The following is a 19,620-nucleotide window of genomic DNA, read 5'->3' as shown; positions in this document are numbered from 1 at the left end:
GTGTGAAAGAGCATGAACATTAAAATAGTTTGTGCTTTTTTTGTAGTATTGTATATTAAATTGTGATATCATTGATGAATGTATTTGTAATTAAAAATTTTAGAGGTAGGATTGTATGTATAAGGTCTTAAAAACATATAGAAATTTGCAATTTAGTAGCAGATTCTTGACATTTATAACTATTGGACTTACTGTTATTAGCATGATTTTTCTTATAGGGTTTTTAAATTTAGGATTTCGTAGCACTGTTGGTAGTTGGGAAGATAAAGTGTATATAGGAGTTACCATAAATGGATTAGATGTAAGCGGGTTTAATAGAGAAAGTTTGAGGGATTTTTTGGTAGATTCGTTTTCTCATAACGAAAATAATGGAGATATTGAATTTGTGTTAGGTGATGAGAGTGTGCTGATATCTTATGGTGAACTCGGAGTTACCTATGATTATGATAAAGCTATAGAAGAGGCATTCCTTTTTTCTAAGGATCTTAGTTATTTCCAAAAGATAAGTCAAATATTTAATCCAACCCATAGAAAGGATATTGAATTGTTAAGGGTTTTTGATATAGATAAGAGTATAGATGACCTTTATCAAAAACTTTCTGATAGGTTTAATTTGTGTGCTGTTGATGCTAAAGCACAAATATTAGATGGACAAGTCATATTGACTGAGGGTAGTGATGGATTTGAGGTGGATAAGGAGTCTTTGATCAAAATGATAAATGATACAAATCCTTCGTCAGCTTCAGAAAATGGGATTTATCTAGCTACTCGATCGACTTCTCCTAAAATTTCATCGGATGTTTTGGAAAAAATAAATGGTAAAATATCTTCATATACTACGAACTATAAAAGCTCTTCAACAGAAAGAGCTACAAATATTGAGTTATCTGCGAATGCTATAAATGGAACGATTTTAATGCCAGGAGAAAGTTTTAGTTTTAATAGTACTGTTGGACCTAGAACTAGGGAGAGGGGATATAAAGATGCTGCTGTTATTGTAGGAAATGTGTATGAGTCTGGTTTAGGAGGAGGAATATGTCAAGTATCCAGTACTCTTCATCAAGCAGTTGTTGCTGCTGGAATAATACCTACTCAAAGAAGAAATCATACTCTTCCAACATCTTATATGCCTCTAGGATATGATGCAGCTGTTGCTTGGGGAAGTTTGGACTATGTGTTTAAGAACACATATAATTTTCCTATTTTGATAGATATATCTACTTCAGAAAGAAACTTAACGGTTTCTATTTATGGAGATGTGACTGAAATGAATAAGACATATTCAATTTCAACTGAGATTTATGAAACGGTTTCATTCACTACAAAAACTGTGAATGATGATACCTTAGCTAAGGGAAAACAAGTTGTTGAGAAAAAAGGAGTTAATGGTAGCAGGGTTAGAGTTTATATTGTTTCTAAGGATAAGAATACAGGAGAGACTTTAGAAAAGAAACTTGTTTGGAATGATTATTATGTACCTCAGCAAGAGGTTGTTAGGGTTGGTACTAAGTAAGGTTTGAAAATATCTTCAAATTCTATAAAAAAAGGATTATATTTAATATAATCCTTTTTTTATTTATTCATATTGGAGGTGAGTTTTATAAAAAATTTGTTTTTTAATATAGTATTGTTCCAGCCGGAGAAGCCACTCAATACAGGTAATATAGGAAGAACATGTGTGTTAACAGGTTCTAAATTACATTTAATAAAGCCAATTAGCTTTTCTATAGATGATAAAAGCATAAGACGAGCTGGCCTTGATTATTGGAAAGATTTAGATTTAACAATACACGAGAACTTTGAAGATTTTTATAATTTGTATAGAAACAATAGAATATATATCTGTTCAACTAAGGCTAAAAGAATTTATAACGAACCTTCGTTTAAGTATGGAGATTGTTTTTTATTTGGAAAAGAATCAAAAGGACTTCCAGAGGGAATAATGAGTATTGTGCAAGATGAAAACAAATTAAGAATTCCTATGGTTAGTACGTCTACAAGATCTTTAAATCTAGCTAATTCTGTAAATATAATGTTGTATGAGGCTTTGCGCCAAGTTGGTTTTCCAAATATGAAGTAAAACGGAGGAAGAAGTGGAGAAAATAAAAATTATCACAGATAGTACATGTGATTTGCCAATACATATGGTTAACAAATTAGACATTGAGGTTGTACCATTGTCTGTAAATATAAATTCAAAATCCTATAGGGATGGTATAGATATAGATTTTGATGGACTCGATGATATAATTTCTAACACAGATGATTTTCCTACTACATCTCCAGTTAGTCCAGATGTGTTCAAAGACATATATGAAAAGTATTTAGATAAAGGATATAAAATAATTTCTATTCATGTTTCTAGTAAGATAAGTTCAACTTATGAATCTGCTTTTATTGCAAGAGATATTTTGGATACTAAAGATATTTTTATATATGATACCTTAAATGTAAGCTGTGGAATGGGTATGCTTATTTATGAAGCTGCCAATATGATTAAAGAAGGTTACAGTTTAAGCGAAGTATGTGCATGTATAGAGGATGGTATACCTAAGGTTAAGTGTTGTGTCGTAACCAATAGTTTATCTAATCTGATTAGGCAAGGTAGGGTTAATAAAGCTATTGGAACTGTTGGAAATATTTTAAGAGTAAAACCAATCATTAGTATGGTAGATGGTGAAGTTATATTAATTGATAAGATTATGGGACAAAAAAAACTATTCGATTATTTAGTGAGATTTATAAACAATAGCGGCGTAGATGAAAATACTTTAGTGTGGATTTTACATTCGAAGGATGATATATTTAGAGATGTAGAGAAGTACTTGAAAAGCAAGGGGTATAGTTGTACATCTATGCATGTAGGTTGTGTTATCGGATGTTATTCTGGTAATAAATGTATAGGAATTTTCTTAAAAAAAAAGTATAGGAGGTAAGGGACTTATGATTTACGATATTATAATTATAGGTGGAGGTCCAGCTGGACTTTCAGCTGGTCTTTATGCTGGAAGAGGCAAGTTAAAAACTCTTTTGTTTGAAAAGGAATCTTTTGGTGGACAAACTGCTACAACTCATGAAGTTGAAAATTATCCAGGAATTCTAAAGGTTACTGGTCCGGATTTATCAGAAGTTATGAGGGAGCAAGCCGAAAATTTCGGGGTTAATATATCAAGAGATGATGTTACCGAAGTTGATTTAGATTCAGATATAAAGATTGTTAAAACCTATGAAGGAGAATTTAGATCTAAAGCCGTTATTTTGGCAATGGGTGCAAAGCCTAGGCTTGCGGGATTCAAAAATGAAACTGAATTTAGGAGTATGGGAGTATCTTATTGTGCAACTTGTGATGGTGCTTTTTTTGAAGATTTAGATATTGCGGTTATAGGTGGGGGAGATTCCGCTATGACTGAAGCTTTGTATCTTACAAGGTTTGCAAAATCCATAAAAATAATTCATAGAAGACAGGAGTTTAGAGCAGCGAAATCTTTGATTAAAAAAGTTGAGGACCATGAAAAGATTGAGTTTATATTAGACACAGTTGTAGAGGAAGCACAAGGAAATGGCACTTTAGAGAAGCTTATTTTAAAAAATGTTGTTAGTGGAGAGAAGAGCAATCTAGATGTAGATGGATGTTTTGTATTTGTTGGTCTTGATCCAATAAATAATATAATACAAGGTAAAATAAATCTTGATAATTCTGGTTATGTAATTTCCAATGAGAATATGGAAACTAATATCAAAGGTGTTTTTGTTTCAGGGGATCTTAGAAGCAAAAACTTAAGGCAAATTATAACTGCTGCTTCAGATGGAGCTATAGCTTCCATAATGGCAGAAAGGTATTTGGAAAATCTAAATTAATATTTTGTGAAAGGGAATGATATAGTGCAATCTTTAAGCAAGGATAATTTTAAATAGGAGTTGAGTAGTGGAGTTTCTTTTGTTGACTTTTGGGGTAATGATTACCAGAAGTGTTTGAGATTTATGAGTGGAATTGAGGAATTGGCCAAAAAGTATGAAAATAGTGGTATAAGGTTTTTAAAGTTTAACGTTGATGAAGATAAAATGTTTGCTGTAAAGGAAAAGGTCATGGGACTTCCTACTATAGTGATTTATGAAGATGGTATACAAAGGTCTAGATTAGTACCAAATGATATAAATTCTATTGATGATATAGAAGAATTTATAAAGAAGAATATTTAATCTTTGGATTAAAACAGAGGGGTCAATTTATTTTGACCCCTAATTTTCATAATTTATTTATATTTAAGATCCTCAATTATCTTTAATGTTTTTTTAGATGTCTCTTCCCAAGAAAAGCTTTTGGAATGATTTAAAGAGTTTTCAATTAATTTATCTTTTAATAAATTATCATTTAGGATTAAATCTAGCTTTTGAGATATATCATTTACATCAAAGGGATTTATATATAGAGGATTACTTTTTAAAATTTCGGGCATAGACGTAAGATTTGATGATATAACGGGAGAGCCACAAGCCATAGCTTCAAGTGGTGGAAGACCGAATCCTTCATAAAAAGATGGATATATGAAACATTGACATGAGTTGTAAAAATAAGGAAGATGTTCTGTTTTTACAAATCCTGTGAAAATGACTTTATCTATTAACTTTAAATCACGAACTTTTTTGAAATAGGTATCGTAAGATTTTCCTTTTTTTCCAACTATCAAAAGTTTAACATAAGGATTTGATTTTTCAATTCTTGAAAATGCTTCAATTAGTCCTATTATATTTTTTCTGGGACTAAAGCTTCCTATATATAGGATGTAGTCAAAATCGATTTTATAATTTTTAAATAAAAAATTCCTGCAATATTTTTTATTTATTGGGTAATAGATTTTCGAAGGAGCTAAGTAGGTTACATATATTTTATTTTTGTTTATAGAAAAAGTAGATGATATATCATTTTTTGAAAAATTGGAAACAGTTATAATTGTACTACTTTTTTCTAATGTTGAGTATATGTTTGAATTATAGATTTGTAAATACTCTTTACTAACAGTATTTGGAAGTTTTGATGGAATTATGTCATGAAGGGTAGTTATTATAATTTCTGAATTTTCAATAGGTAGACCTATCCCATTATGTGGATTGAAAAATATTTCATAAAATTTATTTAATTTAACTGGATTATTTGAATTTTTCCAAAATGAATTAGAAAAATTTTTGTTGATAAGATTCTTGTATATATCTATTGAATGAGATTTATTCATTTTGAGCATATTCTGTATAATTTCATAGGAATAATTTCCAATTCCGCTTCCATCATAAAAAAAAGCAGCTCTTCCATCTATTGCTATGTTCATTTGTGAGCCTTTCTTTTGAAATTTATAATTTTATAATATTAAGTTAAAGTAAAATTGTTAATGAAAATAATAATTTCTATGCTATTAACATATTGATATAAAGGAGGTGGAGAGTATGATGAGAGAGTTTGAGATTGAGAGGCAGTTCGATCTTAAAATTGAGAAAATAAGACCGAGCAAAGGAATTTATTTTTTAAGAACAAATAAGGGAGATATGTGCTTAAAAAAAATATCATATGGTATTCAAAAATTACTATTTATATACGAAGCTAAAGAACACTTAATAAAAAATGGATTTGTTAATGTAGATAGATTTCAATTGAGTATAGATAATAATTGCTATGCAATAGTAAATGAGGATATATACACTCTTTCTCAATGGATTGAGGGTAGAGAATGCGATTTTTCAAGTATAGATGATATAAATAGTGCAGCTAGGACATTGGCAAACCTTCACGTATGTTCAAGAGGTTATGAACCTCCAGAACACTCAAAATTAAAAAGTGATTTAGATAGATGGCCGAGTGTTATGAGTAAACGTATAAGATCATTTGATAAAATGAGAGATATGGCTAGAAAAAAAGGTGTTAAAAATGATATAGATATGATGTATATAAAAAACTATGATTTTTACAAGGACTTGGCTAGACAAGCTTATAAAATTTTTGAGGTTTCAAAATATTATGATATGTGCAGAGAGGTTGAGGAAGAGAAGAGTTTTTGTCATCATGATTATACTAGTCACAACATAGTGATTGATAATCAAGGCAATGTTAATATTTTAGATTTTGATTATTGTAAACGAGAGGTTAAGAGTTACGATATAGCAAATTTCATTACAAAGGTTTTGAAAAAAAATAACTGGGATATAAATTTATGCAAGGAGATAATAAAGAATTATGGAGACATTTTAGAGTTAAGATATGATGATGTATTTATAATTTATGGATTTTTAATGTTTCCTCAGAGGTTTTGGAGGATATCTAATAGATATTTTTATAGTGATATGTTATTGAGACAAAATTCCTTTATAAATCATTTTGAGAAATTAATAAATGAAAAGGAAGAGTATACAAAATTTTTGGATAAATTTAAGAAAGAGTTTTCTATAAATTTTTAGCCTTTAAAACGTGTATAGATTTTACACGTTTTAAATTTTTTTATTGACTTTCTTTTTTTTAAGTAGATAAAATAAATTATCTAATGAAACAGGAATTTTAAAATTGAATTAAGGAGGAAATATCATGGAAATATTGCTAAATGAAAAAAATATAGTTGTCATGGGTGTTGCTAACAGTTTTAGCATAGCTTGGCATATAGCTAAGTCTTTACATAGTTCTGGAGCTAACATTATATTTACCTATGTGAGTGAAAAGTTTAAAAAGAATATCGAAGGTTTGGCAACAGATGTTTTGGGAGAAAGATTTTCTTTATTTGAATGTGATGTTGCAAGTGATGAAAGTATAAAGGAGTGTTTTGAAAATATAGGGAGAAAGTTTAAGGTTATACATGGAATAGTACACTCTATTGCATTTGCTAATAAAGATGAGTTAAGAGGAGAGTATTTAAATACTACTAGAGAGGGGTTTTTATTAGCTCAAAGCATAAGTTCATATTCATTAACGGGTATTGTGAAAGAAGCAGTTACTTATATGACTGAAGGAGGAAGCATAGTTACACTTACTTATTATGGAAGTGAAAAGGTTATTCCTAATTATAATGTGATGGGGGTTGCGAAAGCGTCGCTTGATATGAGTGTTAGGTACTTAGCAAATGATCTTGGTAAGAGAAGTATAAGAGTTAATGCAATATCTGCAGGTCCTATAAGGACTCTTTCTGCTAAGGGAGTAGGGGATTTTAATTATATTTTACAGGAAATAGAAAAGCATTCTCCACTTAGAAGATCAACAGATCCGTCAGAGGTTGGAGATACAGCATTATTTTTAATTAGCGATTTGTCTAGAGGTATAACAGGAGAAATAATACACGTTGACTCTGGATTTAACATATTAGGTGGAAGGAATATATAAAGTAGTATCACAAAATTTTAATTACCATATATTGTGAGATATAAATATGGGTTTTTTAAAAGGTATTTATGAAAATAGGAGATATAGTAGTTAGAAAATCTTACAGTAGGGATATAAAATTTAAAATAGTTAATGTGAAATTCAAAGACGGGAATAAGCGGTTTATTTTAAAGGGCGAGAGTATAAGAATTATTGCTGATGCATTTGAAGATGATTTAGAAATAATAGAAGATTATGTGGAAGATAATTTGTCTAGGTTTGTAAAACAAAAAATAAAACAAGCTTCTGAGAATAAAAAAAAATATAAAAATATTTGTAGTGATTATACACATATTCAAAATAATAATTATGGAGAGCGGCGTGTTCGTGCTATAGGTAAAGTTTTAAAAAAAAAGGGAAGTAGTTTCGGAAGGAGTGGAAGCGTGCTACACGTAGATGGAGATTTTGAATATTTGTCAAAGTGTATCAGCGTGTATGAGCAGTTGTTTGTAAATGTATATGGCGAATGCGTTGAAGAGTATAGGCAACCTGATATTATACTGGACTTAGTTAGATTTTATAATCCAGATATTGTGGTACTAACTGGACATGATAGTATGAGTAAAAATATAAACGATTATATGGATCTAAATTTGTATAAAAATTCAAGGTATTTTTTAGAAAGTGTGAAAAAACTTAGAAATTATGAGAGAGATTTGGATAGTCTAGTAATATTTGCCGGAGCTTGTCAAAGCTGTTATGAATTGTTGATTGAAGCTGGAGCTAATTTTGCTACATCTCCTAGGAGAGTTCTTGTTCATTGTTTAGATCCTGTGTTTGTTTGTTCTAAAATATTTAATACATCGATTGATGAAACTTTAAAAATAGATGAAATTTTAAGTGAAACAATAACAGGATTTAATGGTGTTGGAGGTGTGCAAACTAGAGGTAAATATAGGGAAGGATTTCCGAAATCATTTTATATTTAATTGTAAAATACTAAATTTTGACAATTATTAAATATTTGTGATACAATACAGCTTAGGAAAGAGGGTGTTGCTGTGGGTAATTTAAAGACTTTAGCATCTATAAGGAAAGATATAGAAAACCATGTTGGTCATAAGGTTACTCTTAAAGCTAATGGAGGAAGAAGGAGAATTTTTATTGATAAAGGTACCATTGAGAAAACTTATCAAAGTATCTTTTTAATAAGATTAGAGAATGACACCCAACGCATAGTGACTTATAGCTATTCTGATGTGTTAACCAATACAGTTCAAATAGTTTATGCGAGTTGATTTTTAATTTGAAGGTGTTACATAGGATTAAGGGCTCTCTTTGTATAAGGAGAGCCTTGGGGTTTTTAATTTCAAGGTTTTATAAATGAGCATAGGAATATTTTCTAATAATAACTAATAAATATGTATTAATTAAAGCTTGGAGGTAGAAAAAGTGGAGGAACTAAATTTAAAGAAACAGAAAATTACCTATGAGAGTAGATATTTGGAGGGTATGAATAAACTTAATATTAAGGGAGAGTATTTAATACCTGATACTCATCCAGATGTTGATAAAATATTGTTGGTAGATGTAAAACCAAGAATCATTAACACGGAAGCTTTTACAGATAAAATATTTGTAGAGGGAGAACTTATATATAGTATAATTTATACAGCTAGGTACGAAGAAAAAGATATATATAATATTTCTTATTCAGATAAATTTAACTTATATATTGAAGTTTCTGGAGTAAAAAGAGAAAGTTTATATAATATAAGTAATGAGGTCATTGATATAGATTATCAGGTGCTTAACGAAAGAAAAATTAGCATTGAAGGAATAATAAAATTTAGGTCTTTTTCAAATGAAATAGTCGATGTTGAGACTGTTTGTGATTTGGATGGACAAGGTGATGATGTTCAGCTTTTAATGAAGGATTTTGAAATTTGTGAAGTAAGGGGAATATTTGAGGAAGAATTAACAAATGAAGTGGTTATAAATATTCCTGTGGACAAACCCTCCATTTCAAAAATACTTGTCTGTGATTCTCATACATATAAGACTGAGTGTAAGTTACTAGATTCAAAAATTGTATATAATGCTTATTGTAAGATTAAGGTGTTATATAAAGGAATTAATTTTGAGGATTTATATTGCTTAGAACAAGATGTTTACTTAACAAAAGAAGTGGAATCTGAAGATATTTCAGAGGAAATGATTCCTATAGATAACTGGTTTATATCAGGATTTGAATATATGATAGATGAAGATGAATCGGGTGAAAGTAAGCTTATAAATATTCACATAAGCTTGAAGTGTAATTTGAAAGTTATTCATAATAATATAGTTTCGGTTGTAGATGATTCGTATAGTAAATATTCGTCAATAAATATGGTTAAAAATAGTTACAAGATGAATATTTTAAAAGATTATAACAATGCTGATATAATAGTAAAAGATAATGTGGAAATCGGAGATATGATATCCAATATTGTATACAGTACAGGAAGATGTGTTATGATTGATAAGAAAATCGTAGAGGGTAAGGTAACTGTGGATGGTTTAGTAAAGGCGAATGTGATGTATAAAACTAATACAGATGATGGGAAGATATTAAATTTGTCTTGCGATATTCCATTCACGACTGTGTTTGAAAGTAATGACATAAAAATAGATGTTGATACTATTGTTAAATGTAATTTGGAAAGTATAGATGCACTCATTGAAGCCAAGACCATAGGCATTAAGGCTATAATTAATGTAAAAACATATGTAAACTGTGAAATTAGAAGGGATATTTTAGTTGATATGTATAAGACTCAAGATGAAATGCCTGCTAAGGAGAGCAGTTTTGTAATATACGTCGTTGGATATGGAGATACTTTGTGGGGAATTGCTAAGAAGTACTGTGTTTCTGTAGAAGATATATGTAGAATTAACAATCTGAATCAGGATGATAATATATTTGGATATAAACTATTAATCCCTTCTAAGGCTATAATTTAAATATGCATAAATAAAAAAGAGGCAATATTATTTGCTAACGTCACATAAGGCAGTAACTTAAAATTTATAAGAATGTGATTTTATAGGGCATTTCAAAGAGATGAAAAAGACTTTGGCTGTAAAAGGTTAGAGTCTTTTTCTCTGTCTAAAATCCACTCATTCGTCTTTGATTTTTAATATCTCGTATTTTGAAATCGACAAGCTGATTGAGAAAGTATTTGAACAAAATGCTGCCGGAATTCTTTCAGATGGACTCTTTTTCAAATTGCTTCAAAACAATGAGAAATCAAGTAGTCACTGTTATGTAAAAGTTAATGTGTATGTCATTGCTGCTGGAATGATTGATATTCCGACTGAGCGGAAAATTCTTGCTATGATGAAAGAAATGCAAAAGAATCCTCATTAATTTCGTTTTATCGTACAATCACAAAAACGGTGCAACCCATTTCTGAGTTGCACCGTATAGGTATTAAATCAAAACATATTCATGTGGTGTTGGCAATTTCAATATTGCCTCTTTTTATTTATATAGGTTTAGATGACCAATTAATTAGAAATAGTTTCATGTGTTGAGAGAGTGTAGCTACGAAATATATTTTTAGTATTATACCTCATGTTTATAATCTATATAGGATTGCAAACGAAGGCGATTATTGAATATGTTAGGCTATAAATTATCTTATACTCATAGTTTATGGTATTACTTTTGAAAAATTTGAATTTTAAAAGTAATAATTGTACATACTACATCTTAGTTCATTTTAGGAATCTATGTTGAATGGGTTATTAGAAAATTATGAATATTATTTTTTAGAGTGGTTAAAAATATTAAGGTGTATGAGGTGAGAAGTTAATGAGTTGTTGTGCTATTGAGGGTGCACTTATAATTATAGGTGGAGCTGAAGATAAAAGTGGAAATAGAGAAATTCTTAGAAAAGTTGCTGATATGATTAATAAAGAACGAGATTTAATGATAGTTTCTACATTAGCTTCTGATTTGGGAAAAGAAATAGGTTATGATTATAAAAATTTATTTAATGATCTTGGAGTGAAAAATGTCGAAATATTAAATATCTCTTCTAGAGAAGAATGTGAAGATGAGAATTTTCTAAATATGATAAAAAGAGCCTCATTAATATTTTTTACAGGTGGAAATCAGCTTAAAATAACAAGTTTAATAGGGGGGACTCCTTTACATGAAGAAATGAAGAAACTTCATAAAAATGGGGGGATATTTGCCGGTACTTCAGCAGGAGCTTCCGTTATGAGTGAGACTATGATCGTAAGAGGACCTGATGAAGAGTCTCCTAAGAAACATAATTTATCAAAATGTCCCGGTTTAGGATTTATGAGAGGAGTAATGATAGATCAGCATTTTGCACAGAGGGGAAGGATTGGGCGATTGCTGGGGGCAATAGCGGAAAATCCTAGTGTTTTGGGTATTGGCATAGACGAAGATACAGCAATAATAGTTAACAAAAAAGAAAATTATTTTACTGTTATAGGTTCGGGAGCCGTTTATATAATAGATGGAAGATATTTGACTTATAGCAGTTTGTTAGAACAAGAAAACGAAGTTCCTTTAAGTTTATTCAATGTTAAAATGCATGTTTTAAAAAGTGGAAATTGTTTTGATTTAGTAAGGAAGCAACCATTTGAGGAGGAAAGAATAAGATAATGAAAATTTTAAGTTACAGAGCTTATGAGGGTAAGAATATTTATTCCCATAGGAAAGTAGTTAGAATGGATGTTGATCTAGAGGGATATTGTGAGATTCCCAGTAAATCTATAGATGGTTTCAATGACAGATTAATCAGCTTATTGCCAGAAATTTGGGAGCATAGATGCGGTATAGATGAGGAACATGGTTTTGTAAAGAGGTTGAGAGAAGGAACTTATTTGGCTCATGTTTGTGAGCACACTATTATTGCTTTACATAGTAGAATTGGACTTGAGATAGCTTATGGTAAGGCACGTGAGATTGAGGGTGACTTTTATTATGTTGTTTTTGAGTATATTTACAAGAAGACTGCTTTGGCTGTAGCTAGGCTTGCCATCGATCTGATAAATTCTTTGATAAATAAAAAAGATATAGATATTAAACCTAGGATAGAAGATATAAAACAAATACTGGAATATGAAAATCTTGGTCCGAGTGCATTGGCTTTGTGTGATGCTGCTAAGGAGAGAGGCATACCCATAATAAGATTTGACGATAACTCTATGTTTCAGCTTGGTTATGGAAGATATAGTAAAATGATACAGGCAACTATAGATTCGAATACAAGCTCTATTAGTGTTGATATTGCAAGTGATAAAGTTTTGACTAAGAGACTTCTGGAAATGCAATTTTTGCCTGTGGCAAAGGGAGATAGGGTAAATAGCCAATTAGAACTTTTGATTGAAGCCGAAGCCATTGGATATCCGGTAGTTTTGAAGCCTCAGTATGGATATCAAGGTAAGGGTGTGTATCTAAATATACAGGATGAGAGACAACTTATAGAAGCTTATAGTGATATAAGGCAAAAGTATAAAGATATTATGGTTGAGCAATTTGTATTTGGTTATGACTACAGAGTATGTGTCGTTGATGGAGAGGTTATAGCTGTTTCAAGGAGGAATCCTCCATTTGTAGTTGGAGATGGAGTTCTTTCTGTAAGGGATCTTATAGATAAATTAAATGAAGATGATAAACGGGGATATGGGCATGAGAAACCACTCACTAAGATTAAAGTCGATGGAGAACTTATATTTTGTGTATCTAAGCAAGGATATAGTTTAGAGAGTGTACTGGAAGAGAATAAAACTTTAATGTTGAGAGAGAATTCAAATTTGTCAACAGGTGGAACATCTGTCGATTGTACAGATGAAATTTGTAAAGAAAATATAGATATATGTATTAGATCTGCTAAGGCTATTGGGCTTAACATATGTGGTATTGATTTGTGCTGTGAAGATATTTCGAAACCTTTATATAATAATGGTGTTATAGTGGAGGTTAATGCTGCTCCTGGTATAAGGATGCATCATTATCCGAGTGAGGGTATTTCAAGAGATGTTTCTGGAGCTATAGTTTCCGCATTGTTTAAAAATTCTCCAAAGAGTATACCAGTCATTGCAATTACTGGTACAAATGGTAAAACTACTACAACACGTATGATTGCACATACTCTGAGAGGATTGGGATACACGGTTGGAATGACTACTACAAGTGGTATTTTCATAAATGATCAGTGCATTGTCGAAGGAGATATGACGGGGTTTTCAAGTGCTAGAAGTATTCTTTTAAACAAGGATGTTGATATAGCTGTTTTGGAGACTGCTAGAGGAGGAATTATAAGAAATGGTATTGCATATGATTTGGCAGATGTCGGGGTAATAACTAATATTAGTGATGATCATTTAGGAATAGATGGAGTTAATAACTTAGACGAACTTGCTCATGTTAAATCGTTAATTATAGAAGCTGTTAAGTCAGATGGATATTCGGTGATAAATGCAGATGACGAAATGTGTAAACATATTTCATCTAGAGCTAAGGGAAATATTATAGCTTTTTCTAAAACTAGAGATAATGAGTTCTTGAAGCGAAATTTAGAAAATGGGAATTACGGTATATATGTAGATAATGGTTCAGTGTATGTTGAGAAAAATAAGAGAATTTTTCACATTGCTGATTTAAAGGATATTCCTATTACTTTTGGAGGTATGCTAACTTACAACATAGAGAATGTTTTGACTGCAACGGCATCTCTTGTTGGACTTGAGATAGATTATTGTATAATATCCAAAGGATTAAAGAGTTTTTTGTGTGACAGTAATCACAATAAAGGGAGATTTAATCAGTTTGATGTTAGAGGCATAAAGGTAATTTTAGATTATGCACACAATATACAGGGATTTAAATCGGTGTTTGAGAGCATCAAAAAAATGGGTTATAAAAATATTATTGGAGTTACGGGTATACCTGGAGATAGGAGCGATAGAGTGGCGATTGAAATAGGAAAGTTGTGCAAGGAATATCTGAGTTTTAATTACGTAAAAGAAGATAGTGATAAACGAGGGAGAAGAGATTTTGAGATCGCTGACCTTATAAAAAAAGGTTTTGGGGAAACCAGTAAGAATTTAAAAATAATTCTGGACGAGGGAGAAGCATTAAGTGAGGCTATAGATAATTCAAAACAGGGCGATATTGTCGTCGCATTTTATGAGGACTATGAAAAACTTTATAACATTATTGTAGAGAAGCAAAATAGTTCTATATCAGAACAGGGATTAGCTTTATAATTAAATAGTCAGAGGCAGGTTGCCTTTGACTATATTTTTTTGATTTTAGTTTTTATTTTATATATAATCTAGAGAGTTATATAAAGTTATTGGAGAAATTTTATGGAATTTAAAACTTATGGGAAGATTAATCTATTTTTGGATATTTTAAGAAAAAGAAATGATGGATATCATGATATTGAAACAGTAATTCAAAGGATAGATTTATTTGATAAGATAGATTTGCATGTTGAAAAAAATTTTAATGGGGTTGAAATAAATATATCTTGTGATAAACCTTCATTAGTTCCTGTTGACGAGAGAAATTTATGCTATATAGCTTGTAAGTGGTTTATGAATAGGTATAATCTCAAGGGTAGAATATCCATTTTTATTAATAAGAATATACCTGTTGAGGCTGGGCTCGGTGGAGGGACAAGTAATGGAGCAGGAGTTATAAAGGCATTAAATTTAATTTACAACTTAGGTGTTGACTTAACTGAACTGTATAGCGATATCGTATCCTTAGGAGCAGATTTTCCATATTTTCTGACTGGTGGTACTGCTTTGTGTGGAGGTATAGGTGAAAAGGTAAGAAAATTAGTACCATTTTCAAATAAAAGTATTGTTATAATTAAACCAAGTTTTGGATTTTCAACAAGGGAAGTTTATGAAAGTTTAGATTTTTCATGTTTGACATTTAAGTATAATAAAAGTAAAATACTTGACTCCATTGAGTGTGAAGATTTTTATGGGGTTTGTAAAAATATGTTTAATGCATTGGAAAAATCTAAAGTACGTGGAATGGAAGATTTGGCTAAGATAAAGCTAGGGTTGATAAAAATGGGAGCTATAAATTCTTTAATGAGTGGAAGTGGATCTGCAGTGTATGGTATATTTGATAATTTTTCTAAGGCTAAGGAATGTTATCGAAGATTTGAAAATGATTTTGAGGAGGTATTTATTGTAAAAACTATAAATGAGTAGTGTGTACAAAGATTTAGTACACACTTTTTTATATGAATAATTACAAAAAAATAGAAAATAATAATATTATTATATACTTTGGAAGGAATTAAGATTAATGGGATTATCGAAATTTTTAGATATAAATTTTTATGTTTTAATGGGAGTTGTATTGGGAATATTGTATTTTCATCATGCTAAAGAATTTAAAAAGAATTCTTCCATGAAAATGGATAAAAAGATTTTGAAGATTTTGATAGTTGTTTATATTATTTTGACTTTGATTAGTTTATTTTTGACCATAAAGTTCTAGAGGAGGTAAGTTATGGAAGAGCAAATCGTAGAGAGTATATATTTGAAGTTGGATGATAATATCAGATATTTAAAGAATTTATTTGGTAGTAGTAATGACATTGTATTTAGAGAGTTTAGAGTTAATGGAACAAAATGTTTGATTTTGTACGTAGATGGTATAGCGGATAAAGATCTTATAAATGATTTTGTAATGGAAACTTTGATAGATAGTAACAGAGATTTTGTAAATCTAAATGAAAATTTGGAAAACTTTCTGACCGTATCTGATATGAAGCGTAATTTTAATTTAAGAAGTACCGTTATAGATGTTTTGTCTGGTGAAACAGCTATTTTTATTGATGGTAAATCTGAAGCGTATATTATAGCTACGAGATCTTCTCCTAATAGGGGTATCGATGAGCCTTCTGGAGAATCTGTTATAAGAGGTTCAAGAGATGGGTTTATCGAGGTTTTGAGATTTAATACAGCATTAGTTAGAAGAAGAGTAAGAGATACAAGACTTAGAATAGAGCAGATGAAAGTTGGCGTGAGATCAAAAACAGACATTGCAGTTACATATATTGAGGATATTGTAAACAAGGATGTTTTAGAAAATGTAAAAAACAAATTAAACGATATAAACATAGATGCAATTCTTGATAGCGGATATATTGAACAGCTAATAGAGGACGAAAAGTGGAAACTTTTTCCTCAGATTCAAGCCACTGAGAGACCAGAGGTTGTGTCCGCTGCGATTTATGAAGGAAAGGTTTGTATAATTGTAGATAATTCACCTTTCGTATTAATAGTACCTTCCACGTTTTCTAATTTATTTCAGACTCCAGATGATTACAATCTGAGATGGATATACAGCAGTTTTTCAAGAATTATAAGATTAATTGCCATTATTATATCTCTTGTGCTTCCATCGCTTTATGTTGCTGTTACCAGTTTTCATACATCGATTATACCGACTAAACTAGCATATCTAATTGCTAGTTCACGTCAAGGGATTGCATTTCTTCCGATTTTTGAAGCTATAATAATGGAAATTTTCTTGGCATTTTTACTCGAGGCAGTTGGCAGACTTCCTAAAGCTGTTGGTTCTACTATTGGAATAGTTGGAGGACTTATTATAGGTCAGGCAGCAGTTAGTGCAGGGCTTGCTAGTCCTGTTATGATAGTGATTGTGGCATTGACCATTATAAGTGGATTTATGTCACCCGATTATGAAATTACCTTGGCAATAAGAATTTTTCGAGGGTTTTACATAATAATGGCGGGAATTATAGGATTTTACGGAATAATACTTGGGACATTTATATTTTTGACTTATTTGCTTGAAATGAATAGTTTTGGAGTACCCTATCTATCTCCAATTATCAATATGAGAAAAAGGGATTTCAAGGATATATTTATAAAATATCCTCTTTATATGTTTAAGTATAGACCTGAATATATGAATACACAAGACAAAGTAAGACAAAAATAAAGGAGCAATTTATGGAAAATAATATACGAGGTTTTGGAGTTTTTTCAACATTCTTTTTAAGCATAGTGGGATTTGGTTTTTTTACTTACTGTCAAAATATAGGTAAGATATTGGGGCGAAACGCTTGGATATTTACGATACTGTACGGTATCCTATATATTTTTTTCGTTATGATGATATATAAAACAGTTGAAATGAATGGGTTTAGAAGTTTTGAAGAGATATTACAAATTTTGTTTGGAAGATTTATTGGAAGGATTCTTTTATTTGCGATTAGCATTTTAATTATTTTTATGATATCAATTCAATTGCGTATATTTATAGAATCAATAAAGCTCTATATATTTCCGAACATAAATAGCGAATTTATGATTAGCATAACGCTACTTGTTTGCTATTACGTAACAAAGGAAGGAAATAAGGTACTAACTGGATTGAATGAAATACTATTTGTATTTTTAATTATTTCCTGTTTGATAATCTCTTTGATTGCGTATAAGAATGTTGATTTAACTAATATTTTACCTTTTGAAACAAGAGATATGAGTACATATTTTCAAGGATTTTTGACAATGGGGAGTTATTTTATTGGAAGTATTATCTTGTTTTATCTAATTCCAATGCATAAGCCCTGCAAGGAAAAAAAATTTCATGTTAGTTATAATGCATCTATTTTTTCATCTATTTTTTTATCAATAGTGTTTTTATTTTGTGTAAGCGTTTTAAATATAAATCAAACTACAAAATCAATTTGGCCTATTATTTTATCCTTTACAACTATTGATATTCCTGGAGGATTTGTGGAAAGGGTAGAAGGAATCATAATAACTATTGCAATTGTATTTTTTATTATAAATTTTATTAATATGTACTTTTATTCTAGTTATCTAAATAGCAAATCCATTGGAGTTAGTAAACACAAGATTTCTTCCGTGATGTTTATTCCTATAATTTATATATTTACTTTAATTCCGAAGGGATTAGGGGATATTAATTTTATAATGAACAGATTAGGTTTTATTGTATCTATTTTTATAGCGTTCTTTATTCCAATTTTGTTATTTATTGCGAGCTGTATAAGGACCAAATTTAAATTCAAAGGTGGTTTAAGAAATGAAGAAGCTGATACTTAATATAATAGGGATTTTATTAGCTATGTTTTTGAAATCTTGTTCCTCCTATTCTTTAAATATAGATACTAAACTTTTTGTATCCAGAATTGGGATTGATGTAAATGATGATGGGAATATTTCGTTATGTTTTTCATATCCAGATATATCTGGATTTTCTGCAGAATCATCTAGCATTAAAGAAAGTGGGAGTATTTGTGGATATGGAAAAACTTTTTATGAGGCAGTTAAGGATGCTTCAGCAAAGAGTCATAAAATAATCGATTTGGAACATGCGAAGGTTGTTATAATTTCCTCTGAATTAATGAATGATTATAGTAGTTTGGAAAAATTAGTAGATTATTTATCTCATAATCCTCAGATAAGTAGAAGAATTTATATTTGCATAGGTAATGGTAAGGCTTACGATTTTCTAAATTTCAAATCTGAATCTTTGCCTTATTCACAAGATTTTATCAGCGATTTAATAGAAAATAATGTAAAAGAAAATGGACTTAGGTTATCAACTTTAAACAGCATGTTAAATTATTCGTTTCAAAATAAAACTATACTTATTCCAGCCTTAGAATTAAATGAAGACAAAACGAGCATGGATGTTTGTGGAAGTGGCGTTTTGAGAAATTACAGACTCATTAAAAGGATCGATCTAAAAGACACAATGTTAATAAATTTGTTAAGGGGAGATAACTTTAGGATTATAGATGATATTGAATACGGGAATAGCAAAATAAGTTTTGAGGCTGAGAATACAAAAAGAAATGTAAAGCTTTTAGATTATGGTAATGTGAATTTAAGTTTGAATTTTAATACAGTGATTAACAATTGTTCCAATTCAGAACATATGTACATAAATGAAAAGTTTATAAGTGATATAAAGAATACTTTAGATATGGATGTTTATAATCAATGTATGAACTTATTAAATAAATTTTATAGGAATGGAATTGATATATTAAATTTTGAAGACTTTGCTTACAAGTTTTACACAAAGACTTGGCACAGATTTATAACGGAAAACTCTAACTGGATGGAAAGTTTATCGGTTAATTTAAAAATTCATAATAATATAGTAAATATTGGTAATATATCGTTTTAGGTGTATAAAAAACTTGATAGCTGTAACAATTACATAT

At 30.0% G+C, this 19,620-nt stretch carries 19 protein-coding genes; 18 read left to right on the top strand and 1 reads right to left on the bottom strand.

All coding sequences use genetic code 11. From position 1 onward, the window contains the following. Positions 1 to 115 precede the first annotated feature (115 nt). From AALI31_RS07010 to AALI31_RS06990, 5 genes are all read left to right on the top strand, one after another. A complete protein-coding gene (locus tag AALI31_RS07010) occupies positions 116 to 1,513 on the top strand; it encodes a VanW family protein (RefSeq protein ID WP_489885818.1) in 1,398 nt (465 codons plus the stop codon). Between the two features lie 96 nt (positions 1,514 to 1,609). Further along, the gene (locus AALI31_RS07005) at positions 1,610 to 2,080 is read left to right on the top strand and encodes a tRNA (cytidine(34)-2'-O)-methyltransferase (protein ID WP_489885817.1); all 471 of its coding nucleotides are present in this window, start codon (positions 1,610 to 1,612) and stop codon (positions 2,078 to 2,080) included. A gap of 13 nt (positions 2,081 to 2,093) precedes the next feature. Further along, positions 2,094 to 2,936, top strand: a complete 843-nt coding sequence (locus AALI31_RS07000) for a DegV family protein (RefSeq protein ID WP_489885816.1) — start codon at positions 2,094 to 2,096, stop codon at positions 2,934 to 2,936. Positions 2,937 to 2,943: 7 nt separating this feature from the next. Continuing rightward, positions 2,944 to 3,858 carry a thioredoxin-disulfide reductase gene (trxB, locus tag AALI31_RS06995; protein ID WP_489885815.1) on the top strand — a complete coding sequence of 305 codons (915 nt, stop codon included), beginning with the start codon at positions 2,944 to 2,946 and terminating at the stop codon, positions 3,856 to 3,858. 60 nt (positions 3,859 to 3,918) lie between these two features. Continuing rightward, positions 3,919 to 4,200, top strand: coding sequence for a thioredoxin family protein (locus AALI31_RS06990; RefSeq protein WP_489885814.1), 282 nt, complete (start codon positions 3,919 to 3,921; stop codon positions 4,198 to 4,200). A gap of 53 nt (positions 4,201 to 4,253) precedes the next feature. Here the strand turns inward: AALI31_RS06990 and AALI31_RS06985 are convergent, their stop codons facing one another. Beyond that, positions 4,254 to 5,324, bottom strand: coding sequence for a glycosyltransferase family 4 protein (locus AALI31_RS06985; protein WP_489885813.1), 1,071 nt, complete (start codon positions 5,322 to 5,324; stop codon positions 4,254 to 4,256). Positions 5,325 to 5,439: 115 nt separating this feature from the next. Between AALI31_RS06985 and AALI31_RS06980 the strand changes: the two genes are divergently transcribed. The 13 genes from AALI31_RS06980 to AALI31_RS06920 all read left to right on the top strand — a co-directional run bounded on the left by AALI31_RS06980 (position 5,440) and on the right by AALI31_RS06920 (position 19,583). After that, positions 5,440 to 6,444: a CotS family spore coat protein gene (locus AALI31_RS06980; protein WP_489885812.1), complete on the top strand. Its 1,005-nt coding sequence runs from the start codon at positions 5,440 to 5,442 to the stop codon at positions 6,442 to 6,444. A 124-nt stretch (positions 6,445 to 6,568) separates the two neighbouring features. Beyond that, positions 6,569 to 7,354, top strand: coding sequence for an enoyl-ACP reductase FabI (gene fabI, locus AALI31_RS06975; RefSeq protein ID WP_489885811.1), 786 nt, complete (start codon positions 6,569 to 6,571; stop codon positions 7,352 to 7,354). A 68-nt stretch (positions 7,355 to 7,422) separates the two neighbouring features. Next, positions 7,423 to 8,322 carry a sporulation peptidase YabG gene (gene yabG, locus AALI31_RS06970; protein WP_489885810.1) on the top strand — a complete coding sequence of 300 codons (900 nt, stop codon included), beginning with the start codon at positions 7,423 to 7,425 and terminating at the stop codon, positions 8,320 to 8,322. 72 nt (positions 8,323 to 8,394) lie between these two features. After that, positions 8,395 to 8,631, top strand: a complete 237-nt coding sequence (locus AALI31_RS06965; protein ID WP_489885809.1) for a Veg family protein — start codon at positions 8,395 to 8,397, stop codon at positions 8,629 to 8,631. A gap of 154 nt (positions 8,632 to 8,785) precedes the next feature. After that, a complete protein-coding gene (locus AALI31_RS06960; RefSeq protein WP_489885808.1) occupies positions 8,786 to 10,339 on the top strand; it encodes a DUF3794 and LysM peptidoglycan-binding domain-containing protein in 1,554 nt (517 codons plus the stop codon). A gap of 166 nt (positions 10,340 to 10,505) precedes the next feature. Then, positions 10,506 to 10,745: a hypothetical protein gene (locus tag AALI31_RS06955; protein ID WP_489885807.1), complete on the top strand. Its 240-nt coding sequence runs from the start codon at positions 10,506 to 10,508 to the stop codon at positions 10,743 to 10,745. 447 nt (positions 10,746 to 11,192) lie between these two features. Continuing rightward, positions 11,193 to 12,017 (top strand): cyanophycinase, encoded by an 825-nt coding sequence (locus AALI31_RS06950; RefSeq protein ID WP_489885806.1) that lies wholly within the window; start codon positions 11,193 to 11,195, stop codon positions 12,015 to 12,017. Next, complete coding sequence (gene cphA, locus AALI31_RS06945; protein ID WP_489885805.1) at positions 12,017 to 14,626, top strand: cyanophycin synthetase; 2,610 nt, start codon at positions 12,017 to 12,019, stop codon at positions 14,624 to 14,626. The genes AALI31_RS06950 and cphA overlap by 1 nt, the downstream gene beginning before the upstream one ends. Before the next feature lie 102 nt (positions 14,627 to 14,728). Next, positions 14,729 to 15,592, top strand: coding sequence for a 4-(cytidine 5'-diphospho)-2-C-methyl-D-erythritol kinase (gene ispE / locus AALI31_RS06940; protein WP_489885804.1), 864 nt, complete (start codon positions 14,729 to 14,731; stop codon positions 15,590 to 15,592). Positions 15,593 to 15,689: 97 nt separating this feature from the next. Next, positions 15,690 to 15,884 carry a hypothetical protein gene (locus AALI31_RS06935; protein ID WP_489885803.1) on the top strand — a complete coding sequence of 65 codons (195 nt, stop codon included), beginning with the start codon at positions 15,690 to 15,692 and terminating at the stop codon, positions 15,882 to 15,884. A 12-nt stretch (positions 15,885 to 15,896) separates the two neighbouring features. Then, positions 15,897 to 17,357 carry a spore germination protein gene (locus tag AALI31_RS06930; protein WP_489885802.1) on the top strand — a complete coding sequence of 487 codons (1,461 nt, stop codon included), beginning with the start codon at positions 15,897 to 15,899 and terminating at the stop codon, positions 17,355 to 17,357. Between the two features lie 11 nt (positions 17,358 to 17,368). After that, positions 17,369 to 18,490: a GerAB/ArcD/ProY family transporter gene (locus AALI31_RS06925; protein ID WP_489885801.1), complete on the top strand. Its 1,122-nt coding sequence runs from the start codon at positions 17,369 to 17,371 to the stop codon at positions 18,488 to 18,490. Next, positions 18,471 to 19,583: a Ger(x)C family spore germination protein gene (locus AALI31_RS06920; RefSeq protein WP_489885800.1), complete on the top strand. Its 1,113-nt coding sequence runs from the start codon at positions 18,471 to 18,473 to the stop codon at positions 19,581 to 19,583. Before AALI31_RS06925 ends, AALI31_RS06920 begins: the two co-directional genes overlap by 20 nt. The last annotated feature ends 37 nt before the right edge of the window (positions 19,584 to 19,620 follow it).

The sequence above is a fragment of the Anisomitus miae (SeqCode) genome (assembly GCF_054906395.1).
Note: the sequence above shows the minus strand (reverse complement) of the source record. Positions and strands in the feature narration are given on the sequence as shown.